The following is a 15,770-nucleotide window of genomic DNA, read 5'->3' on the forward strand; positions in this document are numbered from 1 at the left end:
CTAAAAGCCTGTTAGTGCGGCTAAAATGGGTTGGCAGATTTGCAGGATAGGCTCCGATCCGGAGGGATTTGCCAGTATTGTAAGAATTCAAGAGCTGAGGTACCCTTAAACCTCCATATTCCATCACATCCAAAAATTAATGGTTTTAACCGCTTTGATAGTGGTAAATAAAAAGTGTTACCATTGCAATATCAAAAAAATCGCTGATCAAAGCGAAAAACCGAAGGGATGATTCACTATTAGTCAGCTAAAACTGAACTACACAAGTGAAATGGAAAAAGCCATGCATGGAGCTCATGGAATCAGTTATGAGGTTTACAGCATGAACCATGACGCAAGGATGGAAGTCGAGAGAAGACGTGAAAAGGATTATATCCAAAGCCAGCGGATGATTTCGGATCTGGAAAGAAAAGTCCACTCGTAAGGATAGGATATATATAATAGAAGAAATGAATTGGAACCAGTGTCGTTTATGCACTGGTTTCTTTATTATTAACAGGGTAATGAAGGACATAAATCGGTATGGAAACGGGAACGTGTCCGTCATGAAGGTGATGAAGGACAGAAATCGGTATGGAAACGGGAAAAGTGTCCGTCATGAAGGTGATGAAGGACAGAAATCGGTAAGGAAACGGGAAAAGTGTCCGTCATGAAGGTGATGAAGGACAGAAATCGTTGTGAAAATGGAAAAAGTGTCCGTCATGAGGGTGATGAAGGACAGGAATCGGTAAGGAAACGGGAAAAGTGTCCGTCATGTGGGTGATGAAGGACAGAAATCGTTGTAGAAAAGGGAAAAGTGTCCGTCATGAGAATGATGAAGGACAGAAATCGTTGTGGAAACGAGAAAAGTGTCCGTCATAAGGGTGATGAAGGACAGGATCGTGATGACCAAAGAGAAATATGTCCTTCATTTGGGTTTATGTCCTGCCTTGATTCCGTCCAAGTACATTTTTTTATTACAGCAGGTAAAAATAAAATGATGTACAAGCTATGAGCGGATAAACCGACTTGCAGGGCTTGGTCTGTTAGAATGAGAGTGTGGTTTTGTCGCCTTTCAGCGGGCTGAAATGCGGTGGTGGGGGAAGTGGAAAGAAGGCAAGTTTCATGCTGTTGATTCTTCAATCAAAACATTCAAAACTTAATTTTTGCAGATTTTTGGCTCACTTTTGTGAAGCTTACGCTTCACAGGCTTTTCAGCTTGAGGCTGAAAAGCTGCCGAGTGGAAGGGGAAACACTGCGAGCAAATGCGTTTGCTCGGTCGTTTCCCCTTCCACTCGGCATGAGCCAAAAATCATATTTATATTTTGACAAGAATCAACAGGTTCCGTTGTATTTCTTTCCACTTTTAAAGTGTTGCTAACACTTTTCATTTGTTATAAGATTGTAATGAGAATAAAATGAGAATAGAGCTAAAGACGGCTGAAGTCGGCTTAAAATCTTTTCTATATTGACGGAGGTATTATTATGGCAGGATCTGTATTATCAATTAAGGACCTTCACGTTGAGATTGAAGGTAAAGAGATATTAAAAGGTGTGAACCTTGAAGTTAAGGGTGGAGAAATCCACGCGATCATGGGACCAAACGGTACTGGTAAGTCTACTTTGTCTTCTTCTATCATGGGTCATCCTAAATATGAAGTAACTAGCGGTTCTGTTAACCTTGATGGCGAAGATGTTCTTGAAATGGAAGTTGACGAGAGAGCACGCGCTGGCTTGTTCCTTGCTATGCAATATCCAAGCGAAATCAGCGGTGTAACGAATGCTGACTTCCTTCGTTCTGCTGTGAACAGCCGCCTTGGCGAAGGCAATGAAATTTCACTTATGAAATTCATCCGCAAAATGGATAAGCAAATGGAATTCCTTGAAATGGATCTTGATATGGCACAGCGTTATCTTAACGAAGGTTTCTCCGGCGGTGAAAAGAAGCGTAACGAGATTCTTCAATTGATGATGCTTGAACCTAAAATCGCGATCCTTGACGAAATTGACTCAGGACTTGATATCGATGCATTGAAGGTTGTTTCTAAAGGAATCAACGAAATGCGCGGCGAAGATTTCGGCTGCTTGATCATCACTCACTACCAGCGCCTTCTTGATTACATCACTCCTGACTATGTACACGTCATGATGCAGGGCCGCATTGTGAAGTCCGGCGGACCGGAACTTGCACAGCGCTTAGAAGCAGAAGGATACGACTGGATTAAAAAAGAACTAGGCATCGAAGACGAAACAGTTGGGCAAGAAGCTTAAGCGTTGGGGGGATTTATAATGACTACGGAAACGAAATGGGCTTTTGACCAGGAGTACATTACTTCCTTCTCAAAAGAAATGAACGAACCGGAATGGCTGACACAGCTTCGAGTTCAATCTCTTGATAAAGCTGAAGATCTTTCCATGCCAAAACCGGATAAGACGAAAATTGATAAATGGAATTTCACTAAATTTGAAAAGCTGCTTGTGAAAAGCGATGTTTTTTCATCAATCGATGAACTTCCTGAGGAAGTAAAAGCACTTGTTGACCAGGAGGCAAAGGATAATAGCCTTTATGTACAACGCAACAACAAGCCAGCATACCTGCAGCTTTCAAAAGAAATGCAGGAACAAGGTGTAATTTTTACAGATATTTTCACGGCGGCTCGCGAATATAGCGACCTTCTGAAGAAATACTTCATGACTGCGGTTAAAACAGATGAGCACCGTTTGACTGCTCTTCACGCAGCATTCATGAACGGCGGAGCATTCCTGTATGTTCCTAAAAATGTTCAAATCCAGAATCCGATTCAGGCGATCTTTCTGCATGATGATGCAGAAGCGAACCTGTTCAACCATGTCCTTGTTGTGGCTGAAGATAACAGCTCTGTAACATATGTTGAGAACTACATTTCAACAACTGGCAAGGTTAATGGCCAGGTTAACATTGTTACTGAAGCAATCGCTGGCCAGAACGCGAAAATCCAGTACGGTGCAGTAGATACTTTGGCTGAAGGGCTTACAACTTATGTAAACCGTCGCGGTCAAGCTGGAAGAGATGCTCGTATTGAATGGGCTCTTGGCATGATGAACGATTGCAATACAGTTTCAGAAAACATCACAAATCTTGTTGGTGACGGTTCATTCGGCGACACAAAAACTGTTGTTGTCGGACGCGGAGAGCAGACTCAGAACTTCACGACAAGCATCATCCATTTCGGAAAAAATTCAGAAGGCTATATCCTGAAGCACGGTGTTGTGAAGGATAGCGCAACTTCTATTTTCAACGGAATCGGAAAAATCGAGCACGGTGCTTCCAAATCAAACGCTGAACAAGAATCACGCGTACTTATGCTAAGTGAAAAAGCACGTGGAGATGCTAACCCAATTCTTCTAATCGATGAAGATGATGTAACAGCAGGCCATGCGGCTTCTGTAGGACGAGTTGATCCATTGCAGCTTTACTACTTGATGAGCCGCGGTATTCCGAAGACTGAAGCAGAGCGTCTTGTCATTCACGGCTTCCTTGCACCAGTTGTTAATGAACTTCCAATCGAAGGAGTTAAAAAGCAATTGGTTGAGGTAATCGAAAGGAAAGTAAAATAATGAACGCCCGCGAAATTCGTGAATTATTTCCGATTTTAAATCAGGAAGTCAATGGCAGCCCGCTTGTCTATCTTGACAGCGCGGCAACATCACAAAAGCCGGTGCAGGTAATTGAAGCGCTGGACAAATATTATCGCGAATACAACTCCAACGTACACCGCGGTGTCCATACCCTTGGAACAAGGGCTACCGATGGGTACGAAGGATCAAGGGAAAAGGTCCGAAAGTTCATTAATGCAAAATCAATCGAAGAAATCATTTTCACCCGTGGAACCACCACTGCATTGAACACGGTGGCAGCAAGCTATGGCCGTGATAACCTTAAAGAAGGCGATGAGATTGTCATCTCCTATATGGAGCATCACAGCAATATCATTCCGTGGCAGCAGGTGGCAAAACAAACGGGTGCGACATTGAAATATTTAGAGCTGCAGGAAGATGGCACGATTTCTCTTGATACTGTAAGGGAAACCATTACGGATAACACGAAAATCGTATCCATCATGCAGGTTTCCAACGTACTGGGTGTCATGAACCCGATCAAGGAGATTGGCGAGATTGCCCACCAGCATGGTGCAATCATGGTCGTCGATGGCGCACAAAGCGCACCGCATATGAAAATTGACGTCCAGGACCTGAATTGCGACTTCCTCGCTTTTTCCGGACATAAGATGTGCGGGCCGACAGGAATCGGCGTATTATATGGCAAGAAGGCACTTCTTGAAAAAATGGAGCCAGTTGAGTTTGGTGGCGAAATGATTGATTTTGTAGGGTTATACGAGTCAACATGGAAAGAGCTGCCGTGGAAATTCGAAGGTGGTACGCCAATCATTGCCGGAGCAATCGGCCTTGGCGCCGCAATCGACTTCCTGAACGAGATCGGGCTCGACAACATTGAAAAGCATGAACACGCACTTGCGGCTTACGCTATGGAGAAAATGTCTGAAATCGAAGGCATGACCATCTATGGACCGAAGGAAGCAGGCAAGCGTGCCGGACTTGTAACATTCAATATTGATGACGTGCATCCGCATGATGTAGCGACAGTGCTTGATGCTGAAGGAATCGCCGTTCGCGCGGGACACCATTGTGCACAGCCCTTGATGAAATGGCTGAAGGCGTCCGCGACAGCACGTGCAAGCTTCTACCTGTACAACACAGAAGAAGATATTGACAAGCTCGTAGCTGGTCTTGTCAAAACAAAGGAGTATTTCAGCGATGTCTTTTAATAATTTAGATAACCTTTATCGGCAAGTTATTATGGATCACTATAAGAACCCTCGCAATAAAGGTGTTTTGGATGAAGGCAGCCTGACTGTCAACATGAACAACCCTACATGCGGCGACCGCATCCAGTTGACGATGAAAGTCGAAGATGGCAAGGTTGCAGACGCGAAATTTGAAGGGGAAGGCTGCTCGATTTCCATGTCCTCTGCATCAATGATGACACAGGCGATCAAAGGAAGAAATGTCGAGGAAGCTCTCAAGCTTTCAACGATTTTCTCAGACATCATGCAAGGCAAAGATTATGATGAGGACGATCTTGACCTCGGAGATATCGAAGCCCTGCAAGGTGTGGCGAAATTCCCTGCAAGGATCAAATGCGCGACCCTCGCATGGAAGGCTATGGAGAAAGGCCTGAAGGAAGAGGAAGACAGCCAATAATTTTATGATAAAAGCCTGCAGGGGATTGGCCTGCAGCAGTACAACTATAAAGCAGGAGCTTAGTTCCTTGCTTTAAGAATGGAGGAATTCGACGATGGCTAAAAAAATGCCAGAGATCGGTGATTATAAATACGGTTTTGCCGACAAAGACGTTTCCATCTTCCGGTCTAAGCGCGGTTTGACGCGTGAAATCGTTGAAGAAATTTCAAAGCTTAAGGAAGAGCCCCAGTGGATGCTGGACTTCCGTTTAAAGTCTCTTGAGCACTTTTACAACATGCCAATGCCACAATGGGGCGGAGACATGGCTTCATTGAATTTTGATGAAATCACTTACTATGTAAAACCATCTGAGCGCTCTGAAAAATCATGGGATGAAGTTCCAGAGGAAATCAAGGCGACATTTGACAAGCTCGGGATTCCAGAAGCTGAACAAAAATACCTTGCGGGTGTATCTGCTCAGTACGAATCAGAGGTTGTTTACCACAACATGAAGGAAGAGCTTGAAGATCTGGGAATCGTCTTCAAAGACACGGATTCAGCTCTTAAAGAGAATGAAGATATCTTCCGCGAGCACTGGGCGAAAGTAATTCCTCCAACAGACAACAAGTTTTCAGCATTGAACTCTGCGGTTTGGTCCGGCGGATCTTTCATCTATGTTCCTAAAGGGGTAAAAGTGGATACTCCGCTTCAGGCGTATTTCCGCATCAACTCTGAGAACATGGGCCAGTTCGAGCGTACACTGATCATCGTTGATGAAGGCGCACACGTACACTATGTAGAAGGATGTACAGCTCCTGTATACACAACGAACTCCCTTCACAGTGCGGTCGTTGAAATCATCATCAAGAAAGACGCATATTGCCGTTACACAACGATCCAGAACTGGGCAAACAACGTCTTCAACCTTGTTACAAAGCGTGCCGTTTGTGAAGCGAACGCGACGATGGAATGGGTCGATGGCAACATCGGTTCCAAGCTGACAATGAAATACCCAGCAGTCATCCTTAAGGGTGAAGGTGCACGCGGTATGACATTATCCATCGCTATCGCTGGTAAAGGCCAGCACCAGGATGCAGGTGCGAAAATGATCCACCTTGCTCCAAACACATCATCAACAATCGTATCTAAATCAATCTCAAAGCAAGGCGGAAAAGTAACATACCGCGGTATCGTCCACTTCGGACGCAAAGCTGACGGCGCCCGCTCTAACATTGAGTGCGATACGTTGATCATGGACAACAAATCAACATCCGACACAATTCCATACAATGAAATCCTGAACGACAACATTTCTCTTGAACACGAAGCGAAGGTTTCAAAGGTATCAGAAGAGCAATTGTTCTACCTGATGAGCCGCGGAATCTCCGAAGAAGAAGCAACTGAAATGATCGTAATGGGCTTCATCGAGCCATTCACAAAAGAATTGCCAATGGAATACGCAGTTGAAATGAACCGACTGATCAAGTTCGAGATGGAAGGTTCAATCGGTTAATGATCATTACGGGAATCCACCTGCCGCGGCAGGTGGATTTTTTCTATTTAATGTAAAATATAGAGATTAAAGCGCTTTTCGTAGAGATTAACTATGAAAGCGTTGAGATTAATCCTAAATCGTAGAGATTACTGCAAAACCGGAGAGAATATCGTTAAAACCGTAGAGATTCCGTTAACGAACTCAACCATTTATATTTATACCAGTGGAATGGGGACTGAAGTTCAGGTTATTAACATCCGCCGGGTTGTTTCTTCCTCTCATTTAAAGGGAATTATGCTATCATAAAACTAAAATGGAGGTGCACAGATGATTATTGTTGGCTTAACGGGCTGGGGGGACCATGACAGTTTATATGAAGGCAAGGTTTCACCTCGTGATAAACTCAAGGAGTATTCCAGCCACTTTCCTGCAGTCGAGGTGGATGCCTCTTTTTACGCTGTGCAGCCTGTGAAGAATGCGGCAAAATGGGTAGAGGATACACCTGACAATTTTCAGTTCATCGTAAAAGCTTACCAGGGAATGACCGGGCATCAGCGCGGTGAGATTCCTTTTAAGGATAAAAATGAAATGTTCACGGCATATAAAGAATCACTGAAGCCTTATCTGGAGGCGAACAAGCATGCAATGACGCTGTTCCAGTTTCCGCCATGGTTTGATTTGCGCCGGGAAAATGTTGATTATTTGCGCTGGTGCAAGGAACAGATGGGGGATATTGATTGTGCTCTCGAATTCCGCCATCAATCTTGGTTTGACGGCGAAATGCGTGAAAAGACACTTGATTTTATGGAAAAAGAAAAATGGATTCACAGCATCTGTGATGAGCCGCAGGCTGGTGACGGATCGATTCCGACAGTACTGGAAACGACTTCAGCCGAAAAGGTTCTCGTCCGCTTCCACGGCCGCAATGTCCATGGCTGGAACAAGAAGGGAAGAGGCCAGGATTGGCGCGAAGTCAGGTATTTGTATCGCTATAACCAGGAAGAATTAAATGAGTGGTCAAATCACCTTAAAAAGCTGGACGAAAGTACTGCCCAGGTTTTTGCACTGTTCAATAATAATTCAGGCGGAGATGCAGCTGACAACGCTAAGCAGATGCTTGATATTTTGAATATTGAATATTCAGGCTTGAATCCAAGGCAGCTGGATTTATTTTAGAAGTAAAAACAAAGACCCCTTCCATCGATAGGAGGGGTACTTCATTTTTAAAAGAGGAATGATGGGTTGATGGAAGAAGTAATTCACATTTACCATACGAATGATTTGCACAGCCATTTAGAGCATTGGCCGGGTATCCATAAGCTGGTGACGGAGCGGAGGCGTTGGCACCAGGAGGCTGGTGATGAAGTCTTTGTCTTCGATATTGGTGACCATATGGACCGCTGGCATCCTTTATCTGATGCAACGAGAGGTAAGGCGAATTGCCGCCTATTGAATGAAGCTGGCTATGATGCTGCCACGATCGGGAACAATGAAGGCATTACACTTCCTTTTGAGGACCTTGATACGATGTATCATGAAAAAAAGTTCGAGATGCTTGTAGCAAATCTTTACAAGCCGGATGGAAGCAGGCCGGAGTGGGCGAAGCCATATCATGTATACATAAGCAAACAAGGAACAAGAATCGGCGTCATTGGGGTCACAGTAAATTTTGCCCGGTTTTACGAGCAGCTGGGCTGGAGGTTAAACGACCCAATTGATGAACTGCAAAAATGTATTGACGAGCTTAAAGGCCGTACAGATATCATTATTCTTCTATCTCATCTCGGCATCCATGATGATGAAATGATTGCCGGGATGTTCCCGGAAATTGATGTGATTCTTGGTGGGCACACCCACCATATTTTACATGAGGGGAAGGAAGTTGGCTCCAGCCTGCTTGCTGGTGCTGGGAAGTTTGGATATTATACGGGACATGTTACCTTGAACGTTGGCAAGGAATCAAAGCAAATTTTACATAAAAGTGCGGTTCTTTATGATATGAATGAGGAGGATAAGACAGATTATGAGCAACAAATTGCAGAGGGCTATTACCAGGAAGGTAAAAAGCTGATGGATGAAAGTGTTGCTTTCCTTCCAGCTGACCTGGATTCTGACCCACTAAAGGAAAGCTCTCTTTCCAAAATTCTGACACAGGCATTAAGAGAATGGTGTAATGCAGATTGTGCATTCATGAATGCTGGCATGCTTCTTGGCGGGTTGAAGCAAGGAGAAGTCACGAAATTTGATTTGCTCAATATCTGTCCACATCCCATAAACCCTTGCACCATCAGGCTTTCCGGAGCAGAGTTAAAAGAAATTCTCCTGCAGACCAGGGATGAAAGATGGCCGCATATGCAGATTAAAGGCCTTGGATTCCGTGGGACAGTCATGGGTGTCATGGAGTACGATGGTATCGGCTTTCAACAGAAAGGAAATGTGCAGCAGGTTACCATCAATGGAAAGCTGATAAATCCAAAGGAATACTATGTGCTTGCCATTCCGGACATGTTCACCTTTGGACGATTCTTCCCTGAGATCCAGAGGGCAGAGGAGAAGCATTATTGGCTGCCGGAGTTTCTTCGCAATTTACTTGAATGGAAGCTGGCTTCAATTTATCACTAATATTTGATCAAAATATCACGCTTTCGTTTCCCCTTTCATAAAGTGTTAATGGGATTGATGGAAGGAGAGTGTGTTCATGATCGAAATGTCACCGATTGAAATAGAAGGCAGGACATTCTTATGCATAACCGTCAGATTGCCTAAAACGAATCTTCTTGTAGTAACGGGGGATAAGGGATATATTATGTGCGGCGCTCTGGATGTCGCGCTTCTCAATGAAAAGCTGAAGAGCAGGAAAGTCATTGCCGGCAGGGCCGTTGGCGTGAAAACAATCGAAGAATTGCTTGAAGCCCCTCTTGAATCAGTCACGTATGAAGCTGAGGAGCTTGGAGCCATAAAGGGCATGGTTGGCAAGGATGCATTGCTGCTCATGAATTAAAGACAGCCTGATCAAGGCTGTCTTTTTTGCGAGATTTTGTGAATTTATAATGGCAATGGTAAAAGGCACAGTGCTTTGACCGATATTAATATTAAATGTAAGCGAATGACTATTTTCCCAACTCTAAATTCACAATGAGATGACCAATTCATAAATGGTTATGTTAGAATATAAGGAAATATTGTCGTTTTATGTAAAATTTTCTTGTTAACCATCAAGGCTTTTTCGGTAGATTTGGCACGGAAACGGCCTACAACTAACAGATAAAGTGGGAATTGACATGAGACTCGTAGCCACCACTTCGGTAGATGAAGGGGCTTTACTTGGAAAAGCCATTTACAATGACCAGGGGCAAATTCTATTAAATGCAGGGGCAAGACTGGAGGAGAGAATCCTTAGACGTCTTGTTCAATTTGGAATAGATTATATTTATATAAAAGATCCTGATACGGACGATATTATTCTGGCAAACTCCATTTCGGATGATTTGCGGGTAAATGCAATCATGACGATTGGAGAAGCATTTAAGCAAATACAGCTGGATACAAAAATTTCTCATTCCTTTGTGCTTGAAAAATCGGCAAGAAAATTCAAGATGCTGATCAGCATTTTATTGGATGAGCTTCAAAGAAGCAAAGAGCTGCTGAATTTGCTGTCCGATGTTTTCCTCCATGATCACTATATTTTTTCCCATTCTTTGAATGTAACACTATACGCCCTGGCGATTGGAATCGAAATGAAGCTACCACCAAAGGAGCTAGAGCAGCTTGGGCTTGGTGCGATTTTACATGATGTAGGGAAAATGAAGATACCGGAAGAAGTTCTAGCGAAACCCGGAAAGCTGACGGCAGAAGAATTCCAAATCATCAAGGCACATGCGGAGGAAGGATTCCAGCTGCTCAGGAATATCCCGACTGTCCCTTTGATTGTAGCCCATTGTGCGTACCAGCATCATGAACGCATGAATGGAGCCGGGTATCCACGCGGCTTGAAGGGAGAAGAAATCCACTTATTCGGAAGGATCCTTGGGGTGGCGGATGTATTCGATGCTGTTACTTCCAATCGTGTCTACAGACCGGCAATGCTGCCGCATGAAGGGCTTGAAATCCTTTATTCCGGTTCCGGCAGCCTGTTCGATCCTAAGGTAGTCGATGCCTTCAGAAGGGCTGTTGCGATTTATCCAGTCGGTCTGACAGTCAGTTTAAGCGATGGCAGAAAAGGAGTCGTTTCAGCCCAGAATCAAGGCTTGAGCGAACGGCCCGTCGTAAGGATCCTTGAGGAGAACAGTCAGCGTGTTGAACCTTATGAGCTGGATTTGAAGTCCAATCTTTCATTGATGATCGTCAGCTGCGAGACGATCATAAAATATGAGTACGCCAATAGTTAAGTTTTTTAGGCTAGTTCCCCCCTTTAAAGCATACATATAGCTTTAGAGGGGGGATTTGTTTTGGCAAAATTCGGCCGGCGGCTGCCTCGAAAAGGACCTTTGCCTTTCAGGTATGTATTCCTGCTGACATTCGTCTTTTTTTCCTTTTCAACCGCAGCAGGACTTTGGATCATAGATAAAGGGATTGAGCCTACTCTTATGAGCTATGCCGAATCCCAGACCAGGAAAATTGCAACGCTTGTGATCAATAAAGCGATCAACAAGAAGATTGCAAGCGGCATGGATATTGATGAAGTGATCGAATTTGTCCCGCTTGACGGCGGGACGTCAACTGCAATGAAGTTCAATACAGAAATAATCAATCGTGTAAAGGCAGAAACCGCTAATCTTGTCCAAATGAATTTAAAAGAAGCAGAACGAGGCAATCTCACGCAGCTGGAGATGCTTTCAGACGTTGAAATCGTGACTGACGAAGAGGACAAGGAAGAAGGAATTATTTATTATGTACCATTAGGGCAGGCCACAAATAATGCTCTCCTTGGTAATATGGGACCCATGATCCCGGTGAAATTCAACGCGATTGGTGATGTTACAGCCGATATTGTCTGGAAAACAGAAGAGCATGGGATTAATAATACATTGATTAACGTTTCGGTGAGAGTGAAAGTCAATGTGCAAATCATTATTCCTTTTGCAACTGAAATTGCCACTGTGCAGGAAGACATTCCTATAGGCAGTGTCTACTATCCAGGAAAAGTCCCGCAATTTTACAATGGCGGCGGTGATTCTTCACCAGCGATCCAGCTTCCTGGAGAATAAAAACAGTTGTCAAGTTAGTGATATTGTTATATTATAAAATTAATTGAATAATAAACCTTATCATTCCGGTGGGGTAGAGGAGCAGAATTCATAAGTAATCTGTGTGAGGATGACAACGTTGATCACAGATGAAAGGGAATATTGCCGAAGCGAAGGAAAGTGAGTCACATTTTCTTTTGCTGGGGATACTTTGAACAAGAGTATCACTGTCATTATGGAGGTATCTTCATAATGGGGAGCTACAGATCGTGATGGAGAAACTAGTTGCTTATTAAGGGCAGCGATAGAATGTTCTCTATCGTTGCCCTTTTTTATATTTTTTTAAAGAAGTAGCTAACTAACTCTTTTCATGTAACAGTTCCCCCCTGTCAAAAAACAAGGAGGAGAACAAATGGAGAACACAATTTTTTCAATACTGCCGCCATTATTGGCAATTTTAATGGTAGTAATCACAAGGCGAGTGCTTTTGTCATTAGGAACAGGCATCATCGCAGCAGCGTTTTTGCTTGCTGAATTCAATATTGGGAAAGCCTTTGCTATTATGTGGGATGCGATCAAGGGGATTTTCGTCGCTGATGGGGAACTGAACACATATAGCTTGTACATCATCTTATTCCTATTGTTATTGGGTACGATCACTGCGTTCATCTCCATTTCTGGCGGAAGCCGTGCATTTGGCGAATGGGCGATGAAGCGGGTTAAAACGAGAGTTGGTGCCCAGCTCGTTGGCGCATTTTTAGGTGTTATCATTTTCATTGACGATTATTTCAACGCTTTGGCTGTAGGACAGATCACTCGTCCTATTACTGACCGCCAGAAGGTATCTCGTGCAAAACTTGCTTATATCATTGATTCAACTTCTGCTCCAATGTGTGTCATTTCCCCGATCTCGAGCTGGGGAGCATACATTATCGCGTTAATCGGGACAATCCTCGCTGCGCACGGAGTAAAAGAATATGGTGCATTTTCAGCATTCATGCAAATCGTGCCAATGAATTTCTACGCGCTGGCAGCGTTGGCAATGGTCTTTATCGTAGCTCTTCGCAATGTCGAAATTGGACCGATGAAGTTCCATGAAGAAAGAGCATTCAATGAAGGGATTGTTGTGGACCAAAGCAAGCCGGTTCCTGGTGAATTGAAAGATGACCTTCCAACAAGTTCAAAAGGAACTGTAGGCGATTTGGTGTGGCCGATTCTGGCACTTGTTGTCGGTACTGTTGGTGCCATGATGTGGACAGGCCTGAGTGCTGTTGAAGGGGAAGCAACAATCTTTAGCATTCTCGAAAATACAGATGTGACAAAATCTCTTGTCACCGGCGGTTTATTGGGACTTGCAGCAGCAGTTATCCTTTTCGTGAGACAGTCTGTTGTCTTAAAAGGTGTGAATGCTAATGTATTTGGAAAAGGAATACTTGAAGGAATTAAATCCATGCTCCCAGCTATTTATATTCTTTTATTTGCCTGGGTAATTGTAGACCTGATCGGAAGGCTGGAAACAGGAACATATCTCGCAGGACTTGTAGAACGCTCTAACATGAATATTTCGTTCCTGCCGTTCCTTTTGTTCATTGTTGCCGGTATCATGGCTTTCTCTACAGGGACATCATGGGGATCATTCGGAATCCTGCTTCCAATCGCAGGGGATATTGCTGCTGCTTCTGACATCAGCATCCTGCTGGCTGCTTTAGCTGCAGTTTTAGCGGGTGCTGTCTTTGGAGACCACTGTTCACCAATCTCAGACACTACGATTCTATCGTCTACAGGAGCTGGGTCGAACCATATGGACCATGTCATGACTCAATTGCCATACGCTTTGATATCTGCTGCTATTTCTGCTGTTGGATTCCTGATCATCGGATTCACAGGCAGCACGATTGCTGCACTAGGTGTAGTGGCAATCCTGTTAATCGCATTTGCCTTTATTTTTGGCAATAAAACAAAGGAAGAAGTTCTAAAAGAAAATCTTGTAGAATAATAAAAAAGCTGTCTGATATCCAGACAGCTTTTTTCATATTTTTAAATAAATGGGAATAGAATCCTAATTAATAGGAGCCCTGGTATTGTTGGGAAAAATTTTCGTGAAATATTTTATTATAAGTAAAATAATATTTTGACAAGCAGAAAAAAACTAGCTATACTAATCCTAGATTAAATAATCAGAAAATATAAAACTTTCTAATACATCAATATTTTCCAAGTATTAGAGAGCAGAGGGGGATTCATGATGGAAAATCGTCCACAGTGGGGAACACGGGCGGGATTTATTCTTGCTGCAGTAGGTTCGGCAGTCGGGTTGGGAAATATTTGGCGCTTTCCTGGAGTAGCGTATGAGAATGGAGGCGGAGCTTTCTTCCTTCCATATCTATTTGCATTACTGACAGCAGGTATTCCACTATTAATCATGGAATTTACTATTGGTCATAAGTATCGTGGTTCATCACCATTGAGTTTTGCAAGACTAAGGAAGGGTTCAGAATGGCTTGGCTGGTGGCAGTTGGCTATTTCCTTTGTCATTTCAACATACTATGCGGTCATCATTGCCTGGGCTATGTCTTACGCCTATTTCTCTTTAAGCAAGCAATGGGGAGACGATCCACTGACTTTCCTTGTTGGTGATTATTTACAAGTAGTTGATGCAGGAAAAGTTGGAAGTCTTGTTCCTGGAGTATTTGTTCCATTGATTATTGTATGGGTCATCACATTAGGCATTCTTTTCAAAGGTGTTAAAAAGGGTATTGAAGCAGCAAATAAAGTCTTTATTCCAGCACTTGTTATTTTATTCTTAATTATTGTTGTTCGTGCTTTAACTCTTGATGGAGCTGTTGATGGTATCAATGCATTCTTCAAACCTGACTGGGGACAGATCTTGAACGGTAAGGTTTGGGTTGCTGCATATGGCCAAATATTCTTCAGTTTATCAATCGCTTTTGCAATTATGATCACATATTCAAGTTATCTACCAAAAAAATCTGATATTACCAATAATGCGTTCATTACTGGATTCGCTAACTCATCATTCGAAGTGTTAGCAGGTATTGGTGTATTTGCAGCATTAGGTTTCATGGCAAACCAGCAGGGAGTAGCAGTTGATGAAGTGGTCAGCAAAGGCGTAATATTGGCATTTGCAGTCTTCCCGCAGATTATTAATGAGCTACCTGCATTCAGCGCGGCATTTGGTGTCTTGTTCTTCGTAAGTTTGACGCTTGCTGGATTAACATCACTAATCTCTATTGTCGAAACATATGTAGCTGGAATCCAGGATAAGTTCAGTGTTTCCCGTAATAAAGCAGTTGCGTTAGGTGGCGGTCTGTCAGCTCTAATTTCAATCCTTTTTGCCACTCAAGGCGGCCTGAACTTCCTTGACACAGTGGATGCTTTTATCAATAACTATGGTGTTGTTGCATCTGGATTTGTTGAAATCATCCTGGTTGCATGGGTTGCTAAGGAATTGAACAGCTTAAGAAGCCATGCAGATGGAATTTCCGATATTCAACTTGGCAGCTGGTGGAATATTTGCTTAAAATACGTTACACCTATCGTTCTTGGCATCATGATGGTAATGAATATCCTTACTGATTTAAAAACGAGCTATGGTGGTTATCCAGAATCATTCAACTTCTATTATGGATGGCTTGTGGCTTTGGGTGCACTTTTAGTAGGTTTTGTTTTCAAGTACGTAAAGAAATGGGATAACACTCTATATGAAGTTCCACAAGACAAGGGGGTCTCTAAATAATGGATGCTAGTTCAATCGTTATGATGGTACTGGGAATTGGAATCATTTGGGGCGGCCTTGTTGTCAGCGTGCTGCATGCAGCAAAAAAATCCCGCTCTTCTTAATAATCTAG

14 protein-coding genes and 1 riboswitch are annotated in these 15,770 nt (G+C 43.3%); all 14 genes read left to right on the top strand.

The features are described from left to right. Window positions 1-271: 271 nt before the first annotated feature. The 14 genes from ACXAEA_RS04545 to ACXAEA_RS04610 all read left to right on the top strand — a co-directional run bounded on the left by ACXAEA_RS04545 (window position 272) and on the right by ACXAEA_RS04610 (window position 15,762). Window positions 272-424 carry a YuzK family famiily protein gene (locus tag ACXAEA_RS04545; protein WP_475094751.1) on the top strand — a complete coding sequence of 51 codons (153 nt, stop codon included), beginning with the start codon at window positions 272-274 and terminating at the stop codon, window positions 422-424. A gap of 1,040 nt (window positions 425-1,464) precedes the next feature. After that, window positions 1,465-2,250: a Fe-S cluster assembly ATPase SufC gene (gene sufC, locus ACXAEA_RS04550; protein WP_475094752.1), complete on the top strand. Its 786-nt coding sequence runs from the start codon at window positions 1,465-1,467 to the stop codon at window positions 2,248-2,250. An 18-nt stretch (window positions 2,251-2,268) separates the two neighbouring features. Beyond that, entirely contained in the window at window positions 2,269-3,576 is a 1,308-nt protein-coding gene (gene sufD / locus ACXAEA_RS04555) for a Fe-S cluster assembly protein SufD (protein WP_475094753.1), read from the top strand. Continuing rightward, on the top strand, window positions 3,576-4,805 hold the full coding sequence (locus ACXAEA_RS04560; protein ID WP_475094754.1) for a cysteine desulfurase: 1,230 nt from the start codon (window positions 3,576-3,578) through the stop codon (window positions 4,803-4,805). The genes sufD and ACXAEA_RS04560 overlap by 1 nt, the downstream gene beginning before the upstream one ends. Next, window positions 4,795-5,241, top strand: coding sequence for a Fe-S cluster assembly sulfur transfer protein SufU (gene sufU / locus ACXAEA_RS04565; protein ID WP_475094755.1), 447 nt, complete (start codon window positions 4,795-4,797; stop codon window positions 5,239-5,241). Before ACXAEA_RS04560 ends, sufU begins: the two co-directional genes overlap by 11 nt. A 94-nt stretch (window positions 5,242-5,335) precedes the next feature. Further along, window positions 5,336-6,733, top strand: coding sequence for a Fe-S cluster assembly protein SufB (gene sufB, locus ACXAEA_RS04570; RefSeq protein WP_475094756.1), 1,398 nt, complete (start codon window positions 5,336-5,338; stop codon window positions 6,731-6,733). A 309-nt stretch (window positions 6,734-7,042) separates the two neighbouring features. Continuing rightward, window positions 7,043-7,891, top strand: a complete 849-nt coding sequence (locus ACXAEA_RS04575; protein WP_475094757.1) for a DUF72 domain-containing protein — start codon at window positions 7,043-7,045, stop codon at window positions 7,889-7,891. Between the two features lie 69 nt (window positions 7,892-7,960). Then, complete coding sequence (locus ACXAEA_RS04580; protein WP_475098054.1) at window positions 7,961-9,337, top strand: bifunctional metallophosphatase/5'-nucleotidase; 1,377 nt, start codon at window positions 7,961-7,963, stop codon at window positions 9,335-9,337. A 76-nt stretch (window positions 9,338-9,413) separates the two neighbouring features. Then, complete coding sequence (locus ACXAEA_RS04585) at window positions 9,414-9,716, top strand: YunC family protein (RefSeq protein ID WP_475094758.1); 303 nt, start codon at window positions 9,414-9,416, stop codon at window positions 9,714-9,716. A 280-nt stretch (window positions 9,717-9,996) separates the two neighbouring features. Beyond that, window positions 9,997-11,103, top strand: a complete 1,107-nt coding sequence (locus ACXAEA_RS04590) for an HD-GYP domain-containing protein (RefSeq protein WP_475094759.1) — start codon at window positions 9,997-9,999, stop codon at window positions 11,101-11,103. 60 nt (window positions 11,104-11,163) lie between these two features. Continuing rightward, window positions 11,164-11,922, top strand: a complete 759-nt coding sequence (yunB, locus tag ACXAEA_RS04595; RefSeq protein ID WP_475094760.1) for a sporulation protein YunB — start codon at window positions 11,164-11,166, stop codon at window positions 11,920-11,922. A 66-nt stretch (window positions 11,923-11,988) separates the two neighbouring features. Further along, window positions 11,989-12,172, top strand: a riboswitch (Lysine riboswitch). A gap of 141 nt (window positions 12,173-12,313) precedes the next feature. After that, the gene (locus ACXAEA_RS04600; RefSeq protein WP_475094761.1) at window positions 12,314-13,897 is read left to right on the top strand and encodes a Na+/H+ antiporter NhaC family protein; all 1,584 of its coding nucleotides are present in this window, start codon (window positions 12,314-12,316) and stop codon (window positions 13,895-13,897) included. 249 nt (window positions 13,898-14,146) lie between these two features. Continuing rightward, window positions 14,147-15,658 (top strand): sodium-dependent transporter, encoded by a 1,512-nt coding sequence (locus ACXAEA_RS04605; RefSeq protein ID WP_475094762.1) that lies wholly within the window; start codon window positions 14,147-14,149, stop codon window positions 15,656-15,658. Continuing rightward, window positions 15,658-15,762 (top strand): methionine/alanine import family NSS transporter small subunit, encoded by a 105-nt coding sequence (locus ACXAEA_RS04610; RefSeq protein WP_214706514.1) that lies wholly within the window; start codon window positions 15,658-15,660, stop codon window positions 15,760-15,762. Before ACXAEA_RS04605 ends, ACXAEA_RS04610 begins: the two co-directional genes overlap by 1 nt. Window positions 15,763-15,770: the final 8 nt, after the last annotated feature.

The sequence above is a fragment of the Mesobacillus sp. ABV4_180 genome (assembly GCF_056158485.1).